The organism is Nocardia sp. MDA0666 (assembly GCF_003023875.1).
In the GTDB taxonomy this organism is placed as follows: Bacteria; Actinomycetota; Actinomycetes; order Mycobacteriales; family Mycobacteriaceae; genus Nocardia; species Nocardia aobensis.
This window is the reverse complement of the sequence record NZ_PYHT01000003.1, coordinates 59,412-85,391: the sequence shown is the minus strand read 5'-3', so window position 1 is coordinate 85,391 and position 25,980 is coordinate 59,412. Positions and strand designations below refer to the sequence as shown.

The window sequence follows — 25,980 nt, the reverse complement described above, 5'->3', positions numbered from 1 at the left end:
GGCGTTCCAGTCCCGCATGGCGGGTACCGGACGTTACGAGTCGAGAATAGGTAGTGACCGGGGGCGCTGCCAGAGGACCCGCGCGTGATATTTCCCTCAGTACCTTTGGCCTCCGCTTCGCTTCGGCGGGGTCTCGGCCCCCTGGGCCGAGACCACCAAGGTTTACGGCTCGTGGATGTGAACGTGATCGGATTTCGAGCGCCGAGGGCGGACGGCTCGTGGTATGTGCCTCGAACGAGGCGGCAGAAAGACCGTCGGGGTGTACATCGTTTCGATGTACACCCCGACCGACGACTTACTCGGCGAAGCTGGGCCCTACGCGGCTTTGCGGGCGGGTTCGCTGCGGTAGCGGGAGGTGGGGCCGTGGATGCCCAGGAGGCGCCAGGCGACCTTGGCCACGGGGTTCATCAGGCCGCTGGTGGTGGCCAGGGCTCGGACGTCGCCGAAGATGTTGCGCATGGTGACCTGGGACTCCGCGCTACCCCAGTAGGCCTCGCGCATCACCTCCGCGGGGATGTCGAACTTCTCCACGAACTCCCTGGGCGGAGTCATGATCATGTCGAGCATGATCCGCATCGCGGTCGGGAAGAGCAGCGACAGCACGAACTTCGTGGCCGGATTCATGCCGGGCACGTTGCGGCGCAGATATTCGTGCGCGAACGAGATGTGGCGGGCCTCTTCGGCCACGTGGATCTGCATCACCCGCTGCACCATCGGATGCAGGTCGGTGCCGGCGCGCAGCAGCGACTTCTGCAGGTGGTCGATCGGTTCCTCACCGCCGAGGATCATCGTGAAGAACAGCTCCGGGAAGTACTTCACGGCCGGCCAGATGATCATGGTGAGCTTGCGGTCGATGGTGCCCATGCCGACCACATCCTCGCCGATGCGGTTGATCATCTCCTGGAACATCATCGTGTGGTTGCACTCTTCGGCCGCCTCGTGCGTCACGTAGCGGAATTCCGGATCACCGTTGGGCACCGACACCAGGTACTGCATCAGGCCACGGATCAGCAGCTGTTCGAAATCCAAGCCGACCTTGGCGATGCCGGCCTGCCGCCACATACCCATCGCGATCTGGCGTTCCACCGGCTGCGCCTTGTACCAGGGGTGGCGGCCCAGCGGGTCCTCGTCCGGCATGACCCAGCGGGTGTCGGTCGGATCGACCGCGAATTCCGGTGAGTCCCAATCGATGTCGACGTAGGGGTCGAAGTTCTTGTGGACCGACCCCTCGGACAGACCACGCAGGATCTCGTGATACTCCGGATCGGCCGACGTGTTCTTTACAGCAGTGGACAGCATCTTCGGTGTCTCCTTCGCATACTCCTCCTGCGAAAGTTACCGATACTGCGCGTCACATGCAACCTGTTTCACGGCAGCCGTCGTGGGTATCACGACGAGCTGTTCTGCTCCGATCGCAGGTTGGCCATGATTTCCGCGACGGTGAGCTTGCGTCCCGGCTGATTCTCGTCGGAATCGGCGTGGCGACGGCGGCGGGAACCGGCGGTACCCATGGTCGTCGCCGGTTGGACGGGGGCCAGCCGCGGCACCGAGGAATTCGGGCGCGAGTCGCCGGATTCCGCAGAGCTCGCCTTCGCCGGTTCGGAAGTTTCGTTCGCCGACGCGGTGCCGGATTTCACCGAGGTCGCCGCGGGGCCGGCCTGCCCGTCAGCGGCCGTCCGGTCGGATGCGGATCCGGGAGCCTCGACCTTCGACGATTCGCCGTTCCCTTCGTCGTCCGTCGATCGGCCGGGTGACTCCCCCTCCTCATCCGACGCCTCCACCGACACCACGGCGGTCTCCGCCGTCACCGGATCGTCGTACGGACTGGCGAAGGCCGGGGGTTCGGGATGGTCGGGATCGAAGACCGGCGAGACCACGTGCAGCGGCACGGCCGGCGCGCTCCACGCGTCCCAGGTGTCGGTTTCCTGCGAGCTACCGTTCGCCACGGTGGCGCGGGTGAGCTCCTGCACGCGCACAGCCTCGGCGCGCAGCGCCGGTCGGTCGACCAGTAAGTCGCCGTCGAACAGTCGCTGCAGGCTTTCGCGCAACACGGTCAGCTCACTCCGCAGCGCGGCCAGTTCGGCGGCTTCCGCGCCGATCTCCCGGCGCACCCGCGATTCGACGCCGAGTTCGTATTCACGCCGGGCGGTGATCTCGCGTTCGAGCTGCAACTCGTAGACCTTCTGCAGGTCACGAGCCTTGGCCTGATCGATCGCCGCATCCCGGCGATAGCGGGTCGCCGCCAGCGCGGCCACCGCGGCGGCCCACAGAGCCGCGACCAAACCGACCCGGACCAACTGCACATTGTTGCTGAAAATCAGAAACACGCTGGCAATCAGACCGAGCAGAATTAATACGCCGACGACGATTCTTCCCGCGTTGTCCCGCTGTCGCGGGGAAGCACTGCTACGGGAGGGTGAAACCATGTCCGCAAGGGTAACTCGAATAGCGGATTTCGGCGCGCAGCCGGTCCGGAACTCGACTCAACCGTGATAGCTATGAGGTAGCCGGTTCGTCTGGTGGCTCATGTGGCGCGCGGCAGCAATACTCCAGCCACAGCGCGGCGGCGACCAACACCACACCGGCGATCAGACCCACGATGGCGCCAGGGGTGTCCGAGGCGGCCGCGCGCATATCCGACCGCTGCGGCAGCACCCAGATCAGGAATCCCAGCCACACGCCGGCCGCCAGGGAACCCACCTGGGCCGAAGCCTTCGCCAGCGCCACCGCGCGGGCCGCGGTGATCGGATGCAACTGTTTCGGACCGTCACCGATGCGGTGATCGCCGACGCGGGCGCGAATCACGAACGCCAGCACCGCTTCCACGGCGGCCACCGGATACAGCGAGGCCGCCGCGATCACCGTGATCGGCGGAAAGCTCGAATAGGCCCAGCGAGTCGCCACCCACGCCACCGCGGCGGCGATCAGGACGTTCGCGAGCAGATCCAGAATCTTGGTCGGCCTCATGACATTCATGACCAGCCACCGATCATCGTTGCGCCGCGGACAGCGACAGGTCGGTGAGCCGGACGCCGTCGATCTCGTCCGGGTCGAGCTCGGACAGCAGGTCCCGGATCGGCCGGGTCCGGCCGTCGGCCTCCAGCGTCGCATCGGGTTCGATCTCGGCCCACGGCACCAGGACGAATGCGCGGCGGTGCGCCTGCGGATGCGGCAGTGTCAGTTCCGGATCCGCACTGGTCACCGGCCGCAGCCCCCCGGCGCGGCGCTCGGCGCACCAGATCACGTCGACATCCAGAGTTCGCGCGCCCCAGCGGATCTCGCGGACTCGCCCGGACCGCTGCTCCAGCTGCCGGCCGCGTTCGAGCCAATCGCGCGGGCCCAGCTCCGAATCCTCCACCACCACAACGGCATTGAGGTAGTCGTCCTGCGGCACTCCACCCCACGGCGCGGTCGAGTACACCGGCGAGACCGCGACCAGCTGCGGCGTCAGCGCCTCCACCACGCTGCGGAGATGGGCGAGCCGATCTCCCAGATTCGACCCGATCGACAGCACCGCACGGCTCATCCGGCCACCTCCGGGGTCGGCGGTACGTCTCGCCGCCTGGTTGCCACCACGCGGACATCGGCGAAGGCATGCGGAATCGGCGCCGAGGGCTTGTGCACGACCACCTCCGCAGCGACGACGCGCTCATCGCGCATCACATCGTCGGCGATCTCGGCGGCGACGGTCTCGATCAGATTGCGCGGCGGGCCGGAGACGATCGCCACCGCGCGCTGCGCCAGCTCGCCGTAGTCGACGGTGGCCGACAGCTCATCGGTCGCGGCCGCCTTCGCGAAATCCAGCCACAGGGTGATGTCGACCAGGAATTCCTGGCCGTCGCGGCGCTCGAAATCGAAGCAGCCGTGGTGACCGTAGGCGCGCAGACCGCGCAGCTCGATGCGATCGGTACTCACTCGCTCCCCTGATGGTGTGAACCAGCGGCCCGCCGCCAGGCATCCGCGACGGCGATGGCGTCGAGCGACGACCGCACATCGTGCACTCGCACGCCCCACGCGCCGTGCTGGGCGGCCAGGGCCGAGATGGTGGCGGTGGCGACCTCGCGCCCGTCGGGCGGGCGCGGTCCGGACTCGTCGGCCAGCAGCGAACCCAGGAAACGCTTGCGGGAGGCGCCGACCAGAATCGGCAACCCCTGGGCCGTCAGTTCCGGCAGTGCGCCCAGCAGGGCCCAGTTGTGCTCGGCGTTCTTGGCGAAGCCGAGGCCCGGGTCCAGGACGAGCCGGCTCGGATGCACGCCGGCCGCCATGGCCAGATCCACCTGCGCCGAGAGTTCGGCCAGCACTTCGCGCACGACGTCGTCGTAATGGTCGGCCGGGCCGATGTGGCGATGGTCGGCATTCGCCCGCCAGTGCATCAGGATCCACGGGATCTCCGCGGCGGCAACGACTTTCACCATCTCGACATCCGCGCGACCACCGGACACGTCGTTGACGACGCTCACTCCGGCGTCGATCGCGGCGGCCGCGACACTCGCCCGCATGGTGTCCACGCTGGTCGGCACGCCGGCCTCCACCAGACCGCGAATCACCGGGACCACCCGCTGGGCCTCGGTCTCGGGATCGACGCGAACGGCGCCCGGGCGGGTGGATTCACCGCCCACATCGATGATGTCGGCGCCCGCCTCGTACAACCGCACCCCGTGGGCGACCGCGACGGCCGGATCGAGATAGCGGCCACCGTCGGAGAAGGAGTCGCTGGTGACGTTCACCACGCCCATCACCACGCACGAGCGCCCGTCCCGGGGAGTGATCACTGCGCTCATGGGCGATCGCTCATTTGCGCAGGATCAGGTCGAGGGCCTCGGCGCGCGAGGAGGCGTTGGTCTGCAGCAGGCCACGCACCGCGGAGGTGGTGGTGCTGGCGCCCGGCTTGCGGATGCCGCGCATCGCCATGCACAGGTGTTCGGCCTCGACCACCACGATGGCGCCGCGCGGATCCAGTTTCCGCATCACCGCGTCGGCGATCTGGCTCGTCAGCCGCTCCTGAACCTGCGGCCGCTTGGCGTACAGGTCGACCAGGCGGGCCAGTTTGGACAGACCGGTGACCCGCCCCTGCGGACCCGGGATGTACCCGACGTGCGCGACCCCGTGGAAGGACACCAGGTGGTGTTCGCAGGTCGAATACATCGGGATGTCGCGCACCAGCACCAATTCCTGATGCCCTTCGTCGAAGGTGGTGTTCAGCACCGAATCCGGTTCCACGTACAGGCCCGCGAACATTTCGAGATAGGCGCGCGCGACCCGGGCGGGGGTATCGATCAGCCCGGGCCGTTCGGGATCCTCCCCGACCGCGACCAGTAGTTCCCGTACCGCGGCCTCGGCCCGCTTCTGATCGAAGGTCCGACCGGTACCCAGCGCGATCGGAGCCGGTGCCTCCGCAACCACGGCGGCACCCGCGCCCGACGCCGAATCGGAGCCGGCGGGAGCGCTGTTGTTGGCCGACATACGAGGACACCTCCACAATCACGTAAATCAACGCGCCGACAGCGCGGTTCGACCGTCGAGCCTAATCGCAGCCGGTCAGCGGTGGCTGTTCGGTCCGTCCCAATCGCCGTGATCCTGGGTGCCGTTCTGCGTCGAACCCTCCTGATCTCCGGGCCACTCGGGCCGGCGATGACCACCGCTGTAGCGCTGGGGTTCGCCGTATCCCTGGGATCCGCCGTAACCACTGTCGTACTCCGGCTGCTGCTGCGGCGAACCGCCCGCGGACGGATCCTCCTGCGGCGGCCAGCCCGGAGCCGACCAGCCGGCGGGAGCGCCGTAGTCCGGGCGGGAGCCGTGCGTACCCTGCCGCGGCGGATATCCCGGGCCATTCGCGGGCCGCGGGTAGTTACCGGGCTGCGGGGCCGGATAGCCGTAGCCGGGGGTCGGAGCCGGGGCCGGGTTGCGATGGCCCTCCTGCGGATACCCGTTGGCCGGCACCGGCTGCGGAGCGGGCTGGCTCGGCTTGCGGGTCTCGGTCTCCTCCGGCCACGGTTCACCGCGTTCGGCGGCGAGCTCGCGCGGGGTCTTCACCGGCGGCCTGTCCGAGGGCACACGTTCACCGAAATCGTTGAAAGCGGTGATGCGCGGACGCTTGTCGACGGTGGCGAGGACCTGTTCGAGATCCTTGCGGTGCAGGGTCTCGCGCTCCAGCAGCGCAGTGGCCAGCGCGTCGAGTTCGTCGCGATAGTCGTTGAGGATCGCCCAGGCCTCGGTATGCGCGGCCTCGATGAGGTTGCGCACCTCCTCGTCGATCTCGCGGGCCACCTCGTGCGAGTAGTCCGAGCCGGTGCCCATCGTGCGGCCCAGGAACGGGTCGCCCTGTTCCTGCCCGTAGCGCACCGCGCCCAGCCGGGCACTCATGCCGTATTCGGTGACCATCGCGCGCGCGATCTTGGTCGCCTGGTCGATATCGGACGAGGCGCCGGTGGTCGGCTCGTGGAAGACCAGTTCCTCGGCCGCGCGGCCACCCATCGCCATCACCAGGCGGGCGATCATCTCCGACCGGGTCATCAGGCCCTTGTCGTCCTCGGGCACGGTCATGGCGTGGCCGCCGGTGCGACCGCGGGCCAGGATGGTGACCTTGTAGACGGGCTCGATATCGGGCATCGCCCATGCGGCCAGGGTGTGACCACCCTCGTGGTAGGCGGTGATCTTCTTCTCGTGTTCGCTGATGATCCGGCTCTTGCGACGCGGACCGCCGATCACCCGGTCGACCGATTCCTCCAGGGCCGGTCCGGTGATGACGTTGCCGTGCTCGCGGGCGGTGAGCAGCGCCGCCTCGTTGATCACATTGGCCAGATCGGCACCCGACATGCCGACGGTGCGTTTGGCGAGGCCGTCCAGATCGGCATCGGGCGCGATCGGCTTGCCCTGCGAATGCACCCGCAGAATCGCGCGCCGACCGGCGAGGTCCGGATTGCCGACCGGGATCTGGCGGTCGAAGCGGCCCGGACGCAGCAGCGCCGGGTCCAGGATGTCGGGCCGGTTGGTGGCCGCGATGATGATGACGCCGGTGCGATCGCCGAAGCCGTCCATCTCGACCAGCAACTGGTTCAGCGTCTGCTCGCGCTCGTCGTGACCACCGCCCAGGCCGGCGCCGCGCTGGCGGCCGACCGCGTCGATCTCGTCGACGAAGATGATGCAGGGGCTGTTCTGCTTGGCCTGGTCGAACAGGTCGCGCACGCGCGAGGCGCCGACACCGACGAACATCTCGACGAAGTCGGAACCGGAGATGGTGAAGAACGGCACCCCGGCCTCACCCGCGACCGCGCGGGCCAGCAGCGTCTTACCGGTTCCGGGCGGGCCGTAGAGCAGCACGCCCTTGGGAATCTTGGCGCCCAGCGCCTGGTAGCGAGCCGGGTTCTGCAGGAAGTCCTTGATCTCGTACAGCTCTTCGACGGCCTCGTCGGCGCCGGCCACATCGGCGAATGTGGTCTTCGGCATATCCTTCGACAGCTGTTTGGCCTTGGATTTACCGAAGCCCATCATGCCGCCGCGGCCACCGCCCTGCATGCGGGCCATCACGAAGACGAACAGGCCCAGCAGAATCACCATCGGCAGCACGAACAGCAGCACCTGGGTGAACCAGGAGTCCTGTTTGACCTCGGTGTTGTACGGCGCGCCCGAGGCCTGGACGTCCCGCAGGATCTGCGCCGAGACCTCGCTGCCACCGGGGTACTTGGCCATGATCTGGGTCTGGCCGCCGGTGGCGTCGTTGCCGTTTTTCAGGGTGATGCGCAGCTGCTGCGATTTGTCATCGATCTGGACCTGCTTGACGTTCTGCTTGTCGGCAAGCTGGGTGAGCGCCACCGAGGTATCGACGTTCTTCCAGCCGCGCGTGTCGTTGCTGAAGTAGCTGACCAGATAGATCACGAGCAGGATGCCCGCGACTATGGCCAGGTTGCGAAACACTGTCTTGCGGTTCATAGAGCGTCGGCCGGCGGGCCAGTCCTTTCCGGTGTTTCCGGTGTATGCCTACTATGCGTCGGGCGGGGCCGTATCCATACCGGCACCGACCGGGTCGGGCAGAACGGATGCGGACAAGCCACGTTACCGCGTACGGTCTACTCGATACATCGCGCAGTTCGGCAGCTGATGCAGTTCAACAGGTAAACGGTCGGAGAACGCTGGTGGTTCCCGACCTATCGGGCGATCACCTCGCGGTGTCCGTCCAAGTGGTCCCAATCATGGCATGCACGACCTATTGTGAGCGACAACACAGGACGAACGCAGGGGGTATGGACATAGTCGAGCTACGGACACCCACAGCGATACTGCGCCACGGCGGCGGGCGACTCCAGGTTCTGCGGCCGGGCACCGATGGCGAGCGGGTGCTCGACGTTCCGGTGTCGGACCTGCTGAAGGTCCGGCTGAACCGGCGCGCCGACGACGCCGTCGTGATCGAGATCTACCTGCGTTATCCGAGTCCGGTCCTCACCGGCGTCCCGGCCGACCGCACCCCACTCCCGGTGCTGATCGCCGAACACGACGTGCCGGCCGCGACCGTGATCGTGGAGCGGATCAACTCCCAGATCCTGGCCACCCAGCGCATCGATATGTCGGCGCCCGATCTGGTGCCACCCGCACCGGTCTGGGGTAAGACCGGACCGACCCGGGCCGACGTCGACCGCGCGATCCGGCGGATGGCGCCGCGGCGGGAGACCCGCTCGGCCGCCGGAGCACTGCACACGATGGTCACACCCGAGGAGTTCATGCTGGAGACCGCGATGGTCACCGCGGTCCCACCGGCCGGACGCGGGCGCGGGCTGCTGGCCGTCACCACCGGGCGGGTGCTGCTGCTCTCGATCGGTTCCACCCCGCGCTATGCGCACGAGATGCCGGTCTCGGCGCTGATCTCGGCCGAGGTCGGCAAGGGTTCGGGCGACGAGCCGGGTGGCGATTACGGCATCGACCTCACCGACGGCAATACGACGCTGAGTTTTCTGGGGACCGACCGGGCCGATACCGATCGGATCGTCGGCGCGGTGAACTTCGCGATTCAGCGCGAATCCGCCGACGGCGCCGTGGCGCCGCCGGACCCGGGCGTGGCACAGCTGTATTCGGAGTGGGAACTACTGGTCGAGCGGCATTCGCTGGCGATGGTGGACGATGCGCAGTTCCAGCGTTACGGCCGCGGGATCCTGCGCTCGCTCCCCGACTGAGGCGCTACTCGCCTTGGAGCGCGATGCGCCGCCACGGACTGGTCGGCCGCATCCATAGTCGGACCAGTTCGAGCCGGCGATCGGTGCCGCCGGACTTGAGCACGGCCATGTCCTCACAGGCCTGCCAGTAGGTCCACCCGGTGAGATAGGCGTCGCCGAACTGCCGCCAATTGCGGTAGCGCTTCTGCGCCGGCGGCAGCGCGCGCATCACGTAATCCCAGGCCGTATCGGCCTCGAGGTAGCCGGCAGTGAAGGCCATCCGCGCCACCGCGACCACCCGGGCGAGATCCCAGGCCTGGATATCGGCGGGCAGTGGCTGCACCAGATGGCCGGTCAGATCGAGTTTGATCGCCTGGGACCAGATGTCGTAGTCGCGGACCAGCGCCTCCGGGTTGTCCATCCCCCGAAACGCCCCGACCTGCCGCAGGAAGGCGCGATGCCGATCGGCGCGCTCACCGAAGCGGTCCCGTTCGGGCGAATTGAGGGCCGCGTTCACCAGCGGATGGACCAGCGCGTACAGCGGTGCGTGCATTCCGTCGAGCAGCTGCTCCATCGACGCCATCGCCTCGGTCCCGTCGGTGATGCCCCAGGCCCCGGTCAGGGTGTCGATGGCCAGTTCGCGGCGGTCACCGAGCGGATGTTCTCGTTCGGGTCCGAGCAGCAGGGCATCGTGGAAGGCGTCCCAGCGGGCGGAGTAGAACGCCCCCAGGGAAAGCGCGCGCAATTCGTCGTCGGAAACCTGAGCGCCGGACCAGTGGTCGTCCTCGCGCTCGTCCAGTTCCGGATAGGGGAATGTGGTCAGGGTCGGCATGTCGCGGGCAGCCATGGTTCCGATTGTGTCGCATCGGCCATCCGGGGGTTCGGTTATCTCCCGATGCCGTGTCGACTGTGACCCGGAAGGCCGGATTCCGGCGCTTCTGGACATACCGCCACAGTCCGATACACACATTTTTCACATTTGCCGTTTCATCGGGCGCCGTAAGCCCCTGACTAGGGCTACTCTCGGCGCCATGGGTAGCAACATCACCGTGCTGCGCGGGCTCGAACCCCGCGCCACCGACCAGGAAATCTTCGCTGCCGCACAGGAATACGTGCGGAAGGTGGGTGGCCTGACCGGTCTGTCGTATGTCACGAAACCGGCCTTCGACAAGGCGGTGGCCGCGGTGGCCGCGGCGACGACGACGCTGCTGGCCGAACTGCCCGACCATCCGGTGACCGCGGCCGCGGAACCGCCGCTGCGCGCGACCGGCGACCGCGTCTGAGCGCTCACACCCCGTAGACCGCCACGCATTCCAGCGCCAGCTCGAGCCGCAGGCCGCATTCCTCGATGCGACGCCCGAGCGTTTCCTCGATGCGCTGAATGCGGTAGCGGACCGTGTTCTTGTGCACGCCCAGACGCGCCGCCGCACCCTCCGGGCTGCGGTGACAGCGCAGATAGGCGAGCAGCGTCTCGCGCAGCCGCGCCGAATTCGCATCCGGCGCGGCCAGCGCTCCGAGTTCCCGCCGGATCAGCGCGCGCATTGCCGCGACGTCCGCACCGGCCAGATAGGCGGGTTCGACCCGCGCGTACGGCAGCACCCGGCCGAGATCGACGGCCGCCCGCTCGGCCACCTGCCTGGCCGCGATCGCATCGCGATGGCTCTGCCGGAATCCGGCCACACCCGTCGCGGACGAGCCCAGCGTGAGGCGTATCGGCGCGGCGACGATATCGGCGGCCACGGCGGCGACCGCCTCGGCATCGGCCGCGAGCCACGCCCACAGCGCCGCCGAACCCGCCGGCACGGTGAGGACGCCGACCCCGCCGAGCGCGGTGGCCAGCCGCGTGGCCGTTCGTTCCAGCCGTCCGAGTTCATCACTGCCGGCCGCCAGCCGGTCGTCCGCGCCGATGTCCCCCGCGGCGCCACTGTTTCCGGCGAGGCCGTCGCCCTGCGGGCCGGTCACGACGTCCGGGCCTTCCCGCCGGCCGCCGCCCGCGCCGGGGAGGGCGAACCCGTCCGCCGCGGCGGACAGGAGCGCACCGGCACCGCGCGCATCGGAATCGGTCCACAGCACGATCGCGACCTGGCGTTGCCCGAGACGGAAGCCCAGCCGCGCCGAGGCGTAGTCCACGTCGACATCCTCGCCCGACAGCAAGGTCCGCACGATCTCGGTGCGCTGGTTGAGCGCCGCGCGCAGGCCGCGCTCCCGCTCCTGCATATAGGTGTCGGTCAGCGCCTCGACGGAGGTGTTCACCCAGCGGGTGGAGCGTTCGAACAGCCGGATCAGCGCCGAGCGTTCGAACTGCTCGGGCAGCCTGCGCTCGTCGATCACCTCGGTCATGTAGTCGATCGCGGCCTCCTGGCCGGCGTGGTAGACGCGCAGCAGCAGCCGCAGGTCGTATCCGCGGCGAGCCAGCGTGCGGGCGAAGGCGTGCGCCTGTTCGGGGACCGCGTACTCCATCGCGTCCTGGGTGAGACCGCTGAGCACGGCCAAGGCGTGTGCCCGGGTGCTGGATTCCAGATCGCGGCGCAGATCGCGATCGGTCAGTTCCGGCACGCGGCCGATGATCTGCGCGTCGAGCCGGGCCACCATCTGTTCGAGGGTCTCGCCGCGCAGTGTCTCGGCGACGAAATCGGCCATCCACTGCCGGACCGCCACATCGGACGGGGCTGTCGCCATCACCGATCCCCTCGTTCACCCGATCTCGTTGTGCAGCCCGCCGGCGGCCGCGGAATTTTTGTGCTCTGGTGCCAAATTACAGCCGAGTCCTTGACCGCAAAGACCAAGCAGCGCGCGGATCATTGTGACACGATCATAGATCAGTGAAGTGATTCACAATGTCAACCGTTCGCAGCGCAGCGCACGTGGGGAGAGACAGCATCGTGCCGAATACCGAACCGTCACCCGGCGAATCCGCGGCCGGGAAATCGACCGGCGCAAACAAGCCGGCCGCCCGTAAGACCGCCGGCCGGACCGCGGCCAAGAAGACGCCCGCGAAGGCGGCCAAGTCCGCCCCGGCCGCGAAGTCGAGCACACCGGCGGCGACGAAATCGGCCCCGGCGGCAACCGTGAAGAAGGATCCGGCACCCGCGCGGCAGGCGACCGCGGCGACCGCGGTGGTCACCGACATCGAGGTGCGCAACCCCGCGACCGGCGAGCTGGTGGGCACCGTACCCGCCGAATCGGCCGACGCGGTTGCCGCCAAGGTCCGCGAATTGCGGCTCTACCAGCCCGAATGGGAGGCCATCGGGCCGGAGGGCCGCAAGGAATGGCTGCTGAAGCTGCAGGATTGGATCATCGATCACACCGACCATCTCGCCGATGTGCTGCAGTCCGAAACCGGCAAAGCCCGCGTCGACGCGCTGATCGATCCGAGCTTCTCGGTCGACCTCACCGGCTATTACGCCCGGCGCGCCGGCAAGTTCCTCTCCGACGAACATCCCTCCCCGCACAGCCCGTTGGCCCGGGTCAAGAAGCTGACCACCGCTTACCGGCCCTATCCCGTGGTCGGCGTGATCACACCGTGGAACTTCCCGCTGGCGATGCCGGTGATCGATGTGATTCCGGCGCTGGCCGCCGGTGCGGCCGTCGTCCTCAAGCCGTCCGAGGTGACTCCGCTGTCGGCGCTGGAATTGGCGCGCGGCTGGGCCGAAATCGGTGCGCCGCCGGTGCTGGCCGTGGTGACCGGGGCCGGCGAGACGGGCGCGGCGGTCGTCGACAACGTCGACTACGTGCAGTTCACGGGTTCGACCAAGACCGGTAAGCGGATCGCCGCGGCCTGCGTGGAGCGGCTCATCCCCTACAGCCTGGAACTCGGCGGCAAGGATCCGGCGATCGTGCTGGCCGACGCCGATATCGACCGCGCCGCCTACGGCATCGCCTTCGGCGGTCTGTTCAACGCCGGGCAGGTGTGCATCTCGGTCGAGCGGGTCTATGTCGAGGCTCCGGTCTACGACACCTTCGTCGAGAAACTGGCCGCGCACGTGCGCGAACTGCGGCAGGGCGCGGACGGGCGGGAGCCGAAATACGATGTCGGCGCGCTGGCCAACGACGCGCAGAAATCCATCGTCTCCGACCACGTCGAGGATGCGATCGCCAAGGGCGCGCGAGCGGTGACCGGCGGCAAGGCCACCGGTGTGGGCACCTTCTACCAGCCCACCGTGCTGGCCGACGTCGACCACTCGATGAGCTGTATGACCGAGGAGACCTTCGGCCCGACCATCCCGGTGATGAAGGTCGCCGACGAGGCCGAAGCCGTTCGGCTGGCCAATGATTCGATCTACGGCCTGTCCGCGTCGGTGTGGACCGGCGACAAGGCCCGCGGGGAACGCGTTGCGCGCCGGCTGAATGCGGGCGCGGTGAACATCAACGATGTCTTCGCCAACATGTTCAGTTTCGCGCTGCCGATGGGCGGCTGGCAGCAGTCCGGTGTGGGCGCGCGCTGGGGCGGCGCCGACGGCGTGCGCAAGTACTGCCGCAAACAGGCCATCACCGTGCCGATCCTGCCCACGCAGGAAAAAGAACTCATGTGGTTCCCGTACAACACCACCAAACTCGGTTTCGCGCTGGCCGCGATGCGCGCCGCGGGTGCGCGCGGCATGCGCCGGCTGGGCATCAAGGACGTGCTCGACACGGTCGGAGGGAAGAAGTGACCGACTTCGGCAAGATCAGCGGCAAGGTCGTCGTCATCACGGGCGGCGCCCGCGGTATCGGCCTGGCGACCGCGACGCGGCTGCAGCAACTCGGCGCGAAGATCGCCATCGGCGATGTGGACGAGACGGCCGTCAAACAGTCCGGCACCGACCACGATTTCGATCACTACGGCCGGGTGGACGTCACCGACCAGCAGTCGTTCAGCAGTTTCCTCGACGAGGTGGAACGGGCGCTGGGACCCGTCGATGTGCTGATCAACAACGCCGGCATCATGCCCACCGGCAAGGTGGTCGACGAACCGGATGCGTTGACCCGCCGCATCATCGATATCAATGTCTACGGCGTCATCCTGGGCTCGAAACTGGCGCTGGCCCGGATGTTGCCGCGGCGCAGCGGCCACATCATCAATATCGCCTCCCTCGCCGGCGAGACCCACATCCCCGGTCTGGCGACCTACAACGCCACCAAGCACGCGGTCCTGGGCTTCACCGACACGCTGCGGGAGGAGTATCGCGATACGGGCGTGTTGTTCTCGTCGGTGCTGCCGACGCTGACGAATACCGAACTGGGATCGGGTGTTTCGGCGCCGAAGCTGATGCGCCCGGCCGAGCCGGAGGAGATCGCCGAGGCCATCGCGAAACTCCTGGTGGCGCCGAAGTCGAAGGTCCGCGTGACGAAAGTGGCCGGCGCCATCTCGCAGGTGGTCGGACTACTGCCGGAGTCGGTGGGCGATGCGATCGGACGTGCTCTGGGCGCGCAGCAGACCTTCCTCGGCGACGTCGATTCGGCCGCCCGCAAGGCCTACGAGGAACGGGTCCGCAACGGCACCGAATAGCGGGCACGAGCGAATCGACCTGTGCGGCCGCGGTGTCCGGTGGACGCCGCGGCCACCGTGCGTCCGGCACCGGCGCGGTCGTGGTTTCGCGGCACCATCCGCCACGCCCCGTGATCATCAACGGTGTGCGTCGCCGAAAGTGATAACTTGCGCGACAACATCGAAAACAGCCCATATCGACCACAACGCGACGGGGGCTTCGACATATGCACAACGAGGGCATCGCACTGGCCGACGCGACATCGAACGCCGTCTCGCGCGCCACCCGGGAGGTAGCAGTGGACGCAGACGAAACCACCGGTTCCGAGTCGAGCACCCCACCGGGCGACCGGCCGCAACCCCCCGCCGCGGACCCGGCAGCGGCCTCGGACACCGACGGGCCCAGCACCGATGAGTCCGCCGCTACCGAAGGCCCAACGGACACCGGGAAGTCCACGGACACTCGGCACCACGACTCGCCCTCGTCGACGGTCGGCCCGAAGCCCGCGGGTAGTGAGCCGGTCACGAACGCCGGTGCCGCGGACGCCGAGAAGGCCCCCGATCCGGCGAAGTTGACGACCGCCATCGCGATCGCCGCCGCGGTACGCGACGGTCTGGTCACGGCCGGGCAGGTCGTCGACGCCGCGCTGGATCGCATCGCCGGGGGCGATACGCGGGTAGGCGCCTTCCACACCGTCCGCGCGGAGCGGGCACGGGCCGAGAGCCGCGCCCTGGCCGACCGCGCCGACCTCGACATCCTCCCGTTGGCCGGCGTCCCCGTCGCGGTGAAGAACAACATCGATGTGGCCGGTGAGATCACCGACGCGGGTTCGCGCGCGGGGTCGGGCGTCCCCGCCGCCACGGATCACCCGGTGGTGCGGCGGTTGCGGGCCGCGGGCGCGGTCGTGGTCGGCCTGACCGAGATGCCGGAGGGCGCACTGTGGGGCACCTCCGACACGCCCGAGCGAATTGCTCGTTCCCCGTGGAATATTCGCTACAGCGCCGGTGGCTCCTCGGGTGGATCGGGCGCCGCGGTCGGTGCCGGACTCGTGCCGGTGGCCCACGGTAACGACGGGCTCGGGTCGGTGCGCATACCCGCCGCGTGCTGCGGCGTCTTGGGCATCAAACCGGGACGCGGCGTGGTCCCGGCCCAGGTGGGGGTCGACTCCTGGAGCGGGATGACCGAGAACGGGGTGCTCGCGACCACGGTCGCCGATGCGGCACTCATGCTGTCTGTGCTGGCCGACCGGCCCGCCCTGGCCGATCTGGAACCGCCGACGCCGCTGCGCATCGCGATCGCGCCCGGATCGCCGTCCCCGCTGGTGCGGGTGGACAAGCACTGGGCCGCGGCCGCGCAGACCGCCGCCCGGCTCGCCGAGGAGGCCGGTCACGGCGTCGTGCCCGCCGCACTGCCGTATCAGGGCGCGACCACCGCGCTGGCGTGGCGCTGGCTGGCCAATGCGGCGCGCGAGGCGGGTGCGGTCGCGAATCCGGAACTGCTGCAACGCCGTAGCCGCGTGCATATCGCGCTAGGCCGGGCGGTGCTGAAGGCCGGTCTGGTCCGGCCGAATCAGGTCGACCGGATCGAGGCGCGGCTGCTCGACTTCTTCGAGCAGCACGATGTGGTGATCACCCCGACGCTGGCCACGCCCGCCCCCGCGGCGCGCAATTGGCACGCCCGGGGCTGGCTGGCCAATGTCGTTGCCAACGTTCGCTTCTCGCCGTTCACGCCGCTGTGGAATCTGGTCGGCTGGCCCGCGGTGAGCGTCCCGATGGGGTTGCACCCGCGCACCGGGACGCCGGTGGCCGCGCAGCTGGCCGGGCCGCCCGGCAGCGAATCGACGCTGCTACGCCTGGCCGCCCAGTTGGAGACCGCTCAGCCCTGGCAACGCACCGCCTGAGCCCTACCGCTCGTCTTCGACAGCGCTCATCGGTCGTCTTCGACGACGGAAAACCCACCGGCGACAACGCGATTGGCGAAATCGAGAATGGTCGGCCGGTCGTCGTCCGCGCGCCACACCATCGCGAGTTCACACGGCGCGAGGCCGGCGACCGGGCAAGCGGTGAGCCCGGGCCACCGATACATCGGCACGTTGTTCTCGGCCAGCAGGCAGACGCCGAGTCCGAGGCTGACGGCCTCGAGCCGTTCCTCTGCGGTGGCGGCCTCGCCGCCGATCTTGGCCTGCCGCCCGCCGCGAGCGTCGCCGCCGAGCCAGAAGTCGCGTGCCGCACCGGCTTCGGCGGGCATCGCGATGAACGGCTCGTCGATCAGATCGGCGAATTCGATGGCCTCGTGATCGGCCAGCCGGTGGTTCTCGGGGAGGAGCACCCACCTCGCTTCGGTGCGCAGCACCTGCCAGCGGTAGCGCCCGGAATCGGGCACCGGCAACCACATCAACGCCAGATCGGCCTGCCGGCCCGCGAGGCCGCTGGAGGGATCGGTCCACGATGCCGAATGCAAGGCCAGCCGATGTCCGCTGGCGCTTTCCAGTTCGGCGATCAGACCGCGTCCGATCGAGCTCTGGATACCGACCCGCAACACCTCACCGGCTTCCTGGAGGGCCACGTTGGTGACCTCCCACAGCTCCAGGATGCGACGGGCTCCCTCGAGCAGTTCCTTACCGGCGACGGTCAGCGCGACGCTGCGCTGGTTGCGATCGAACAGGACCACGTCGAGCTGACGCTCGAGCTGGCGGATCTGCCGCGAGAGGGTGGGTTGAGCGATGTGCAGCCGCTGCGCGGCATTGGTGAAGTGCAGTTCCTCAGCGACGGCGACGAAGTACCGCAGGTCGCGCAAATGCGGGTCCATAGCACCTTGCTATCAGAATCGGTCAGGGAAATCCAGCCGCTTTAGACCTTCGAGTCTGAATAGAGGGTCATAAACAGCCAAACGGTTTGTTACCGACAGCATAGGGCTCCGCCATAACTCCAGCACAATCGCCTCGGTCAATTCTCAGCGAACGCGACAGCCGTCGCGAGAAGCCGATGAAACGACATCACCGCAGCCGTCGACCAGCGGTGATGCCACGTTCAGCGCGGCACGGAGAGTTCCGTCGCCGATACGGCCCGGCATCCCGGGCGATCAGCAACTTCCATCGATAGCGATTGCGCAGGGAACATCGTCAAACGGTGATTTTCGCCACATTTCGGCGGAATTCGGTCACCAATTCGGTCATGTGCCCAGTTCAGGCGCTGTAGACCCGCGGGTTCAGGGTGCCGATGTAGGGCAGATCGCGGTAACGCTCGGCGTAGTCCAGTCCGTACCCGACGACGAATTCGTTCGGGATGTCGAAACCGACGTGCCCGACCTCGATGTGGGTGCGCAGCGCATCAGGCTTGCGCAGCAGCGTCACCACCTCCAGCGAGGCGGGGTTGCGGCTGGACAGGTTGCGCATCAGCCACGACAGCGTGAGACCGGAGTCGATGATGTCCTCGACGATCAGCACGTTGCGCCCGGCGATGTCCTTGTCCAGATCCTTCAGAATCCGGACCACGCCCGAGGACGAGGTGGACGACCCGTAGGACGAGACGGCCATGAACTCCATCTGCGTCGGGATCGGCAGCGCCTGCGCCAGCTCGGTCATGAAGAAGATCGCACCCTTGAGCACGCCGACCAGCAGCAGATCACCCTCGGGCGCGTCCGGGGGATATCGCTTCGCGATGAGTTCGGCCAGCTCGTCGACCTTGGCTCGGATCTGCTCCTCGGTGATCAGCACCGACGCTATGTCGTCCCCGTACACGTGTGCTGGGTTCCCTTCGGGTCGTTATCGTGCGAACGCCAACGTCAGCCTGCCACGTTCGCGCCTGGCAACCAACCTGATCCCCGGCATTCCTCCGCCGACCGCGACGCCACCCTGCCCGTGCCAATCGGTGATCAAGGACTCCACCGCGCGTAAATGCTTGTCCGTCAAGGCCTTTGCGCCGCCACCGAGGAGCCAGGCCCGGATGACACGCCGACGGATCGCGGGCGGAACCGTGGCGAGTGTCTCGACCGACAGCGACGAACCATCACGCGCATCGATCAGCAATCGATCGGCAATCGCATCGAGCGCCTCGCCGTCCTCGCGCAGTTGCGCGGCCGTGCGAGCCAGCGCCGGTGCCACACCCCCGCCGAGGACCTCCTCCAGCAGCGGCAGCACCTCGGTCCGCAACCGGACGCGGGCGAATTCCGGGGCGGCGTTGTGCGGGTCCTCGTGCGGGTCGAGACCCAGATCCCGGCACATCTCCCGAGTGACCGCGCGCCGCACGCCCAGCAGCGGCCTGCCCCAGGGCTCGTCGTAGTCGGCCATGCCCTGGATCGAGCGCTGGCCCGAGCCGCGCGCCAATCCGAGCAACACGGTTTCGGCCTGATCGTCGAGGGTGTGCCCGACCAGCACCGGCAGACCGTCGCGCAGCTCGTCCAGTGCCGCGTAGCGCGCTTGTCGCGCCGCCGCCTCCGGCCCGCCCGGTCCGGTCACCGACACACGGCGCATCCGCACCGCCCGGCATCCCAGCCGCCGGGCGATCTCCGCGGCCTCCGCCGCGACCGCCGCCGAGCCTTCCTGCAATCCATGATCGATGATCAACGCGTCGACCTGGTCGGCCTCGGCGAGCGCCGCCGCCGTGAGGGCCAGCGAATCCGCCCCGCCGGACAGGGCGACGGCCACCGCGCCCTCCGGCCGATACCGCAGCAGCCACTCGCGTACGGCGTGCCGCATCCCCAGCACCGCCGCCGTCTCCGGGAGCCGGGCGGGCGCGACCCCCGCCGCGCCCGCCGGATTCACCCCAGGACTCGGTCGATCCATCGTTGCGGGGTGCTGATCTCGTCGGGCCGGGGCAGGGTGTCGGCGTCGGTCCACACGGTGTTGAACCGCTGCATGCCGACCTTGCCGACGACCTCGTCGACGAACGCCTTGCCGCGCACGTACTGCGCGACCTTCGCGTCCACCCCGAGCAGGGCGCGCAACAGCCGCTGGATCGGATTGGCCGGGCGGCGGCGACGCTGATCGAAGGCCTCGCGGATCTGCGCGACGGTGGGAATCACGGCCGGGCCGACGGCGTCCATCACGTGGTCGGCATGGCCCTCCAGCAGCGTGCCGAGCATCAGCAACCGGTCCAGCGCGTCGCGCTGCGGCGGTGGCTGGGTGGCGCGCAGCAGGCCGAGGATGCCGCGATCGGCGGGATCGTCGCTCACCCCGTTGTCGCGGCGGCGACGCATCTCCTCCAGCAGCCGGGTGAGTACCTCGTTCACCGATTCGTCGCCGACGGCGCCGAGGGTGTCGACATTCTGCTTCATATAGTCGGCCAGCCAGGGCGCGGAAGAGAACTGCACCCGGTGCGTCACCTCGTGCAGGCACACCCACAGCCGGAAATCGCTGGGCGAGACGCCGAGTGCGCGCTCCACGGCCATGATATTGGGCGCGACCAGCAGCAGGGTGCCGTCCGGCCCGCTGAACGGATCGTATTGGCCGAGGATCGCGGTGGACAGGAAGGCCAGCATCGCCCCGGCCTGGACGCCGGCCGGTTTCCCGGCGAAGCGGCCGCGGTCGTCGTCGGCGGATCCGGTGAGTTCGGACATGGATTCGGCCGCTGCGCGGATCCAGCCGCGGCGATCGACGATCGTGGCCTGCGGAACGGGCTGGTCGTCGAGGAGCAGACTCACCTCGCGCACCGGGCCCTCGGCCCGCACGGACGCCTCGGACAGTTCCTCGACGACCTGTTCGGCGGAATACCGCGTGGTGCGCGGACCGGACGGCACGACGGCACTGCCGGCCCGTGCCGCCAGCTGCCAATCGACCGAGCCGGCCAGCACCGAGCGTTTCGCGGACGCGTTCTTCGCCACGTCCGTGGCTTCGCGACCGGCGACCACGGCGTCGTCGGCGGTACGGCCATCGGCGGGGTCACCGGATCCGGTCATCGCATTTCCACCCGTCAGGAGCATCCACAGTTGCGAAGCGTGGTGGCGACGGCGTCCAATGCCGGGCGGCTGGCCTCGGGGGGCCGGTCGTTCGACATCAGCGCGAAGGTCATGACGCGGCCGTCGCGATCCAACACATATCCAGCCAACGCGCTCGACACCGACAGAGTTCCGGTCTTGGCACGCACCCAGCCCGCTCCGGCGCGCTCGGGGCCGCCGTCGGCGAACCGTACCGCCAGCGATCCGGTGCCACCGGCGACCGGCAGATAGTCCAGCAGCGGCGCCAGCGGCGAGGCGACCGCGGCGGCATCGCCGGTGTTCACGACCGAGGGCGGTGTGGTGCCGCCCGGATCCGCACCGCCCGGCTGCGCGGACGCGGCCGATTCGGCGATGATCCGGTCGAGCAGGCGCGCCGGAACCCGGTCGTCGGTGGACAGTCCGCTGTTGTCGATCTGGGTGACGCCCGCGGTGTCGAAACCCGCTGCCTTCAACGCCGTCAGGGTGGCGGAAGCCGCACCGGCGAACGACTGCTCGCCACCGGTCGCCGCCGCGATCTCCCGGCCGATCGTCTCGGCGAGCACATCGTCGGAGTGAATCATCATGTCCCGCAAGCGGTCCCGCAGTTCCGCGGAATCCACGTGGGCCAATTCGGCGGCGCCGGGGGCGGCCTTGCCCAGCCGTACCTTCGCCGGGTCGGCGCCCAGTTCCAGCGCCAGCCGGCGACCCGCGTCCAGGGCGGGCGTGGCCGAGCGCGGCGAATATTCGACCAGCGGGTCGAGGCGGCCGCCGTCGATCATCACCGGTTCGATCGGCGCCCACGAACCGCCCGCGATATCGGCCGGATCCCAGCCGGCCGGCGAAGTCGGACCCGAATACAGCGAGGTGTCGACCACGACCGTGTCGACCGGATGCCCGGCGGCACGGATCTGAGCCACCAGATCCGACAACTTCGGCCCGTTCGGGTAGTAGCCCTTGCCGTCGGCCTGCGCGGTCAGGGTCGGATCGCCGGCGCCGACCAGCACCACCTCACCGGGCGCCGAACCGGCTACCACCCGCGTGGTGAGCCGACGATCCGGCGGCAACACCAGCAGCGCCGCCGCCGCGGTCATGACCTTCAGGGTGGACGCCGGGATCATCGGCTTGTCCGGATCGGCGCTCCAGAGCGTGGCGCGGGTGTCGGGATCGGAGATCGATCCGGCGAAATTGCCCAGGTCCGGACTGGTAGCCACCTGAGCCAGAGCAGTGGCCAGACCCTGGCGGCTGGGTTCGGGCGCACTCGCCGAGGCGGGATTCAGCTGGGGAAAGGGCTTCACGGGGGCCGGGGGTGCGGCTATCGTCAAACCCCCGTGCCGGAACTCCTCGGTCCACGGCCGCACCGTCACCAGAGCGACCGTGGCCACGACGACGGCGACAACGGTTGCGACCAGCACCGCGACCCACATATTGCGGCGTCGGCGAGCGGCCAGCCCACCGATGTTCTTCCTACCTCGACCTACCACGTGACAGCTGTCTCCCTATTCACCCGTGTGAGGCGGACGCTCCCTGCCGCACCCATGCGCGCATCGACCACACTATCCTCACCTCGCCGGCGTTCCACCGAACGAGCTGGCGCGTCGGCAGCCCACCGGACCGGTCGGCGAGTCGGCCGCGGCACACGCCGGCGAGCAGCCGTACCGCATCAACGCATACGCATCGGACGAAGGAGATGACGTGGAGTTCGACGTCACCATCGAGATCCCCAAGGGGCAGCGCAACAAGTACGAGGTCGACCACGAGACGGGTCGGGTGCGGCTGGACCGCTACCTCTACACCCCGATGGTCTACCCGGCCGACTACGGCTACATCGAGAACACCCTCGGCTCCGACGGCGACCCGCTGGACTGCCTGGTGCTGCTGCCGGAGTCGGTGTTCCCCGGCGTGATCGTCGAGGCCCGCCCGGTCGGCGTGTTGCTGATGAGCGACGAGGCGGGCGGCGACGAGAAGGTCGTCGCGGTGCCGGCCGGTGACAAGCGCTGGGATCACATCCAGGACGTCAACGACATCCCGGAATTCGAGCGCAAGGCCATTGAGCACTTCTTCGAGCACTACAAGGACCTCGAGCCCGGCAAGTGGGTCAAGGTCGACGGCTGGGACGGCCGGGCCAAGGCCGAGACTCTCACCACCGAGGCGTTCGAGCGGCTGCAGGAGCAGGGCGGGCACTGAGTGCCGGTCGACGGCGCTCGCGGGCGTATGCGTCCCGCCGAGCGCCGTCGCACGTGCGCTACTTGCCCTGGAAGTTCGGCTTGCGCTTCTCGAAGACGGCCTGAATCGCCTCGGTCAGATCCTCCGAGGGCAGGAACGCCGCGTTCCACGTCGAGACGTACCGCAGCCCGTCGGCCACCTTGCCGGCCTTGGGCTGATCCAGCACGTCCTTGATGCCCTGCACGACCAGCGGCGGATTCGCGGCGATCTCCTCCGCCAGCGTGTGCGCGGCGGCCAGCACCGCCTCCTGGTCCGGGTAGACGTCGTTGATCAGGCCGATCTTCTCCGCACGCGCGGCATCGATGTCCTTGCCGGTATAGGCGAGCTCGCGCACATGGCCCTCGCCGATGATGCCCGGCAGCCGGTGCAGCGATCCGATGTCGGCGACGATGGCGACCTTGGCCTCGCGCAGGCTGAAGCTGGCCTCCGCGCTGGCCAGGCGGATATCCGCGGCGGCGATCAGATCGAGTCCGCCACCCACGCACCAGCCGGAGATCGCGGCGATCACGGGTTTGCGGCAGTCGGCGACCGCGGTCACCGAGGCCTGCATGCGGCGGATCTCGTACAGGAAATCGGTGCGCGGTGCGGCCAGGGCCTTCTCGCCCAGCAGCGGACCGAAGGTCGGGCTCATCGCGGGCAGATCGAGGCCGTAGGAGAAGTGCTTACCGGAACCGGTGAGCACGATCGCGCGGATCTCCGGGTCGGCGTCCAGCTCGCCGAAGATCAGCGGCAGTTCACTCCAGAAATCCGGTCCCATGGCATTGCCCTTGCCGGGTCCGGTCAGCGTCACTCGCGCGACGTGACCGGTGCGCTCGACGTCGAAGGCCTTCCAATCACTCATTCGTCCAGCGTATCGGGGCAGTTCGGCGGGGCCGGGACGGCGTCGGGATTGCGGGAGGGCGGGCACGACGTAGGTTGGAGGCGTGAGCAGTTCCCAGCGACCCGACGCCGAGCTGGCCGATCTCGACCCTCAGCATCTCGAATCTCAGCACGACGGCGTCACCGCAGCGCAGTACCGGGCGGCCATGCGCCACTACCCCGCGGGAGTGACGATCGTCACCCTGAGTCGGCCGGAACGCCCGGTGGGCTTCACCGCCACCTCCTTCGCCTCGCTGTCGCTGGATCCGCCACTGATCTCGTTCAACATCGCGCACACCTCCTCGTCCATCGACGCGATGAGCGAGGCCGATTCGGTCGTCGTGCACTTCCTCGGCGAACATCAACAGCATCTGGCACAACGATTTTCGCGCGCCGCCGAAGAGCGTTTCGCCGACCCGGAGTTGTGGTCGACGCTGGACACGGGCGAGCCGGTGCTGCACGGCACCCCGATCTGGGTGCGGGCCACCGTGCACCGGTTGATTCCCATCGGCGACCACACCCTGGTGGTCGGATTGGTCACCCGGGTGCACGACGACACCGGTGGTGAGCCGATGCGCAACCCGCTGCTGTACTACAACGGCACCTATCACCGCCCGGCCGGATTGGACTGAGCCGCAATCCCTTTCACGCGTCGCCCGATTTCGCAGGCGTCGCGGCGCCACTGCTCGCTCGAGTCCGGTGCTTGACAACGCCGGGCCGGTTCTGCCACTCTCGGCTCAGGTCACGAGTACCAGCGTCAAGCCCCGGCTAGCTGGTCGGCAACCCTCCTCCGCGGTGGGGTGCTCCGGGTGACGACCCGGCCGATGCTCGACCGAGCACGGCAAGCGCGGACTCCGATCACCCTCCACGTCCGGAGTCCCTGAACAAAGGGATCGCCCCGATGCGTACTGCTGTCTCGACAATTGCCGCCGCTACCGCCGAAACCGTTGTCCCGGAACAGGTTTGCGCTCACGGCGGCTGCGCCTCCCGCTCCGGCGCCTCCTGCACCTGCTCGGCGTCGGACTGCGCCGGCCATGCCACCCGTTCCTGCCGCACCGGTGAAGCGATCGCGCGCGTCTCCGGCTGCGATCTGCGAGTTCCGTTGGTACAGGGCGGTTTCCGTACCTACGCCAACTTCGACTACGCCGCCAGCGCCCCCGCCCTGGCCCAGGTCACCGACCGCGTGAACGAGCTGCTCCCCTACTACGCCAGCGTGCACCGCGGCGCCGGATACGCCTCCCGCATCAGCACCGATCGCTACGAGGCAGCGCGTGTTGCGGTAGCGCGGGCGGTGAACTGCGCCGACGACCAGGTGGTGGTGTTCACCCGCAACACCACCGACTCGCTGAATCTGCTGGCGTGCTGCGTTCCCGGCGACACCGTGGTGCTCGATATCGAGCACCACGCGAATTTCCTGCCCTGGACGCGCCGCGGCCGGCGGGTGGTTCTCGCCGCCGCGACGATCGCGGAGACGCTGCGGCGGATCGAGGCCGAGGTGTGCGCCGAACCCGCTGCGCTGCTTGCGGTTACGGGCGCGTCGAATGTGACCGGTGAGGTGCTGCCGCTGGCGGAACTGACCGCGATCGCGCATCGCCACGGCGCCCGCATCCTGGTCGATGCCGCGCAACTGGCCCCGCATCGCCGAATCGACCTGCAGTCGTTCGCGGAATCCGGCGGAACCGGCATCGACTACCTGGCCTTCTCCGGGCACAAGTTGTACGCGCCCTTCGGCGCCGGGGTGCTGGTGGGCCGCCGCGACTGGCTGGACGCGGCGCCGCCGTATCTGGCCGGCGGCGGGGCGGTCACCGCGGTCACCACCGAGCAGGCGCACTGGGCGCCCGCACCGCAGCGGCACGAGGCGGGGTCACCGAACGTCTTGGGCGCGGCGGCCGTCGCGGCGGCCTGCGAAACGTTGTATGCCCTCGACGAACAGGCCGTGGTCGAGCACGAACACCATTTGATCCGCCGCCTGCGCGACGGCCTGAAAACCGTTGCGGGCGTTCGGCAACTGCGCATCTTTTCCGACAGCGCCGACAGTGTGGGCATCGTGGCATTCACCGTCGACGGGTTCGAGCCCGGCCGGGTCGCGGCGTATCTGTCGGCCGAATTCGGTATCGGCGTGCGCGACGGGCGTTTCTGCGCACATCCCCTGCTGCAGCGGCTCGGTGTCGACGGCGCGGTGCGCGCGAGCGTCGGTCTGGGCACGTCGGTCGCGGATGTGGATCGCCTGCTCGAGGCGCTGAGCCGACTGGTTCGAGACGGCGCTTCGTGGAACTACACGTATGCCGGCGGCCAGTGGTCCCCGCTGCCGGAGACCCGGCCCGGCTTGACCGAGGCGGGGCAGGGCGCGGCACCCTGCACGATCTGATTCGGCA

General features: G+C 68.7%; 24 protein-coding genes and 1 riboswitch. Of the genes, 8 read left to right on the top strand and 16 right to left on the bottom strand.

The features are described 5' to 3' along the window. Positions 1-315: 315 nt before the first annotated feature. The 8 genes from C8258_RS06695 to ftsH form a co-directional block, all read right to left on the bottom strand. On the bottom strand, positions 316-1,299 hold the full coding sequence (locus C8258_RS06695; RefSeq protein ID WP_106954430.1) for a diiron oxygenase: 984 nt from the start codon (positions 1,297-1,299) through the stop codon (positions 316-318). A gap of 89 nt (positions 1,300-1,388) precedes the next feature. After that, entirely contained in the window at positions 1,389-2,426 is a 1,038-nt protein-coding gene (locus tag C8258_RS06690) for a DUF6779 domain-containing protein (protein WP_199195616.1), read from the bottom strand. Positions 2,427-2,496: 70 nt separating this feature from the next. Further along, positions 2,497-2,967, bottom strand: coding sequence for a DUF3180 domain-containing protein (locus C8258_RS06685; RefSeq protein ID WP_036497449.1), 471 nt, complete (start codon positions 2,965-2,967; stop codon positions 2,497-2,499). 22 nt (positions 2,968-2,989) lie between these two features. After that, complete coding sequence (gene folK / locus C8258_RS06680) at positions 2,990-3,526, bottom strand: 2-amino-4-hydroxy-6-hydroxymethyldihydropteridine diphosphokinase (RefSeq protein WP_106954429.1); 537 nt, start codon at positions 3,524-3,526, stop codon at positions 2,990-2,992. Next, positions 3,523-3,915 carry a dihydroneopterin aldolase gene (gene folB, locus C8258_RS06675; protein WP_063006869.1) on the bottom strand — a complete coding sequence of 131 codons (393 nt, stop codon included), beginning with the start codon at positions 3,913-3,915 and terminating at the stop codon, positions 3,523-3,525. Before folB ends, folK begins: the two co-directional genes overlap by 4 nt. Next, positions 3,912-4,781, bottom strand: a complete 870-nt coding sequence (gene folP / locus C8258_RS06670; RefSeq protein ID WP_106954428.1) for a dihydropteroate synthase — start codon at positions 4,779-4,781, stop codon at positions 3,912-3,914. The genes folB and folP overlap by 4 nt, the downstream gene beginning before the upstream one ends. 10 nt (positions 4,782-4,791) lie before the next feature. Then, positions 4,792-5,463 (bottom strand): GTP cyclohydrolase I FolE, encoded by a 672-nt coding sequence (gene folE / locus C8258_RS06665; protein ID WP_233224919.1) that lies wholly within the window; start codon positions 5,461-5,463, stop codon positions 4,792-4,794. 75 nt (positions 5,464-5,538) lie between these two features. Further along, positions 5,539-7,929 (bottom strand): ATP-dependent zinc metalloprotease FtsH, encoded by a 2,391-nt coding sequence (ftsH, locus tag C8258_RS06660; RefSeq protein ID WP_106954427.1) that lies wholly within the window; start codon positions 7,927-7,929, stop codon positions 5,539-5,541. Between the two features lie 311 nt (positions 7,930-8,240). Here ftsH and C8258_RS06655 point away from each other — a divergent pair, with 311 nt between their 5' ends. Then, a complete protein-coding gene (locus C8258_RS06655) occupies positions 8,241-9,164 on the top strand; it encodes a hypothetical protein (protein WP_106954426.1) in 924 nt (307 codons plus the stop codon). A 4-nt stretch (positions 9,165-9,168) separates the two neighbouring features. On the opposite strand, the gene C8258_RS06650 is transcribed toward C8258_RS06655, so the two are convergent. Continuing rightward, complete coding sequence (locus C8258_RS06650; protein ID WP_223273473.1) at positions 9,169-9,990, bottom strand: DUF1266 domain-containing protein; 822 nt, start codon at positions 9,988-9,990, stop codon at positions 9,169-9,171. A 184-nt stretch (positions 9,991-10,174) separates the two neighbouring features. Here C8258_RS06650 and C8258_RS06645 point away from each other — a divergent pair, with 184 nt between their 5' ends. Next, positions 10,175-10,426: a DUF2277 domain-containing protein gene (locus C8258_RS06645; protein WP_036497439.1), complete on the top strand. Its 252-nt coding sequence runs from the start codon at positions 10,175-10,177 to the stop codon at positions 10,424-10,426. A 4-nt stretch (positions 10,427-10,430) separates the two neighbouring features. Here C8258_RS06645 and C8258_RS06640 read toward each other — a convergent pair whose 3' ends face one another. Next, on the bottom strand, positions 10,431-11,822 hold the full coding sequence (locus tag C8258_RS06640) for a CdaR family transcriptional regulator (RefSeq protein ID WP_106954425.1): 1,392 nt from the start codon (positions 11,820-11,822) through the stop codon (positions 10,431-10,433). Positions 11,823-12,211: 389 nt separating this feature from the next. Here C8258_RS06640 and C8258_RS06635 point away from each other — a divergent pair, with 389 nt between their 5' ends. The 3 genes from C8258_RS06635 (at position 12,212) to C8258_RS06625 (ending at position 16,511) form a co-directional block, all read left to right on the top strand. Then, the gene (locus C8258_RS06635; protein ID WP_233224939.1) at positions 12,212-13,795 is read left to right on the top strand and encodes an aldehyde dehydrogenase family protein; all 1,584 of its coding nucleotides are present in this window, start codon (positions 12,212-12,214) and stop codon (positions 13,793-13,795) included. Continuing rightward, positions 13,792-14,631, top strand: coding sequence for an SDR family oxidoreductase (locus C8258_RS06630; protein ID WP_106954424.1), 840 nt, complete (start codon positions 13,792-13,794; stop codon positions 14,629-14,631). Before C8258_RS06635 ends, C8258_RS06630 begins: the two co-directional genes overlap by 4 nt. Positions 14,632-15,182: 551 nt before the next feature. Then, positions 15,183-16,511 (top strand): amidase, encoded by a 1,329-nt coding sequence (locus tag C8258_RS06625; RefSeq protein WP_233224938.1) that lies wholly within the window; start codon positions 15,183-15,185, stop codon positions 16,509-16,511. A 26-nt stretch (positions 16,512-16,537) separates the two neighbouring features. Here C8258_RS06625 and C8258_RS06620 read toward each other — a convergent pair whose 3' ends face one another. The 5 genes from C8258_RS06620 to C8258_RS06600 form a co-directional block, all read right to left on the bottom strand. Beyond that, positions 16,538-17,419: a LysR family transcriptional regulator gene (locus C8258_RS06620; protein ID WP_106954422.1), complete on the bottom strand. Its 882-nt coding sequence runs from the start codon at positions 17,417-17,419 to the stop codon at positions 16,538-16,540. A 376-nt stretch (positions 17,420-17,795) separates the two neighbouring features. Further along, a complete protein-coding gene (hpt, locus tag C8258_RS06615) occupies positions 17,796-18,350 on the bottom strand; it encodes a hypoxanthine phosphoribosyltransferase (RefSeq protein ID WP_062994550.1) in 555 nt (184 codons plus the stop codon). Positions 18,351-18,374: 24 nt separating this feature from the next. Next, a complete protein-coding gene (tilS, locus tag C8258_RS06610) occupies positions 18,375-19,394 on the bottom strand; it encodes a tRNA lysidine(34) synthetase TilS (protein WP_106954421.1) in 1,020 nt (339 codons plus the stop codon). Next, a complete protein-coding gene (locus C8258_RS06605) occupies positions 19,370-20,506 on the bottom strand; it encodes a zinc-dependent metalloprotease (protein WP_083903632.1) in 1,137 nt (378 codons plus the stop codon). Before C8258_RS06605 ends, tilS begins: the two co-directional genes overlap by 25 nt. Positions 20,507-20,520: 14 nt before the next feature. Next, complete coding sequence (locus C8258_RS06600) at positions 20,521-21,948, bottom strand: D-alanyl-D-alanine carboxypeptidase/D-alanyl-D-alanine-endopeptidase (protein ID WP_106954420.1); 1,428 nt, start codon at positions 21,946-21,948, stop codon at positions 20,521-20,523. Between the two features lie 268 nt (positions 21,949-22,216). On the opposite strand from C8258_RS06600, the gene ppa reads away from it, so the two are divergent. Next, positions 22,217-22,708, top strand: coding sequence for an inorganic diphosphatase (ppa, locus tag C8258_RS06595; protein WP_036497432.1), 492 nt, complete (start codon positions 22,217-22,219; stop codon positions 22,706-22,708). Between the two features lie 58 nt (positions 22,709-22,766). On the opposite strand, the gene C8258_RS06590 is transcribed toward ppa, so the two are convergent. After that, positions 22,767-23,588, bottom strand: coding sequence for a crotonase/enoyl-CoA hydratase family protein (locus tag C8258_RS06590; protein WP_036497431.1), 822 nt, complete (start codon positions 23,586-23,588; stop codon positions 22,767-22,769). 184 nt (positions 23,589-23,772) lie between these two features. Here C8258_RS06590 and C8258_RS06585 point away from each other — a divergent pair, with 184 nt between their 5' ends. Together C8258_RS06585 and C8258_RS06580 are read left to right on the top strand one after the other, a co-directional pair. After that, positions 23,773-24,237, top strand: coding sequence for a flavin reductase family protein (locus C8258_RS06585; protein WP_083903646.1), 465 nt, complete (start codon positions 23,773-23,775; stop codon positions 24,235-24,237). A 108-nt stretch (positions 24,238-24,345) separates the two neighbouring features. Then, a riboswitch (SAM riboswitch) is annotated at positions 24,346-24,459 on the top strand. 47 nt (positions 24,460-24,506) lie between these two features. Further along, positions 24,507-25,973, top strand: a complete 1,467-nt coding sequence (locus tag C8258_RS06580; protein ID WP_106954419.1) for an aminotransferase class V-fold PLP-dependent enzyme — start codon at positions 24,507-24,509, stop codon at positions 25,971-25,973. Positions 25,974-25,980: the final 7 nt, after the last annotated feature.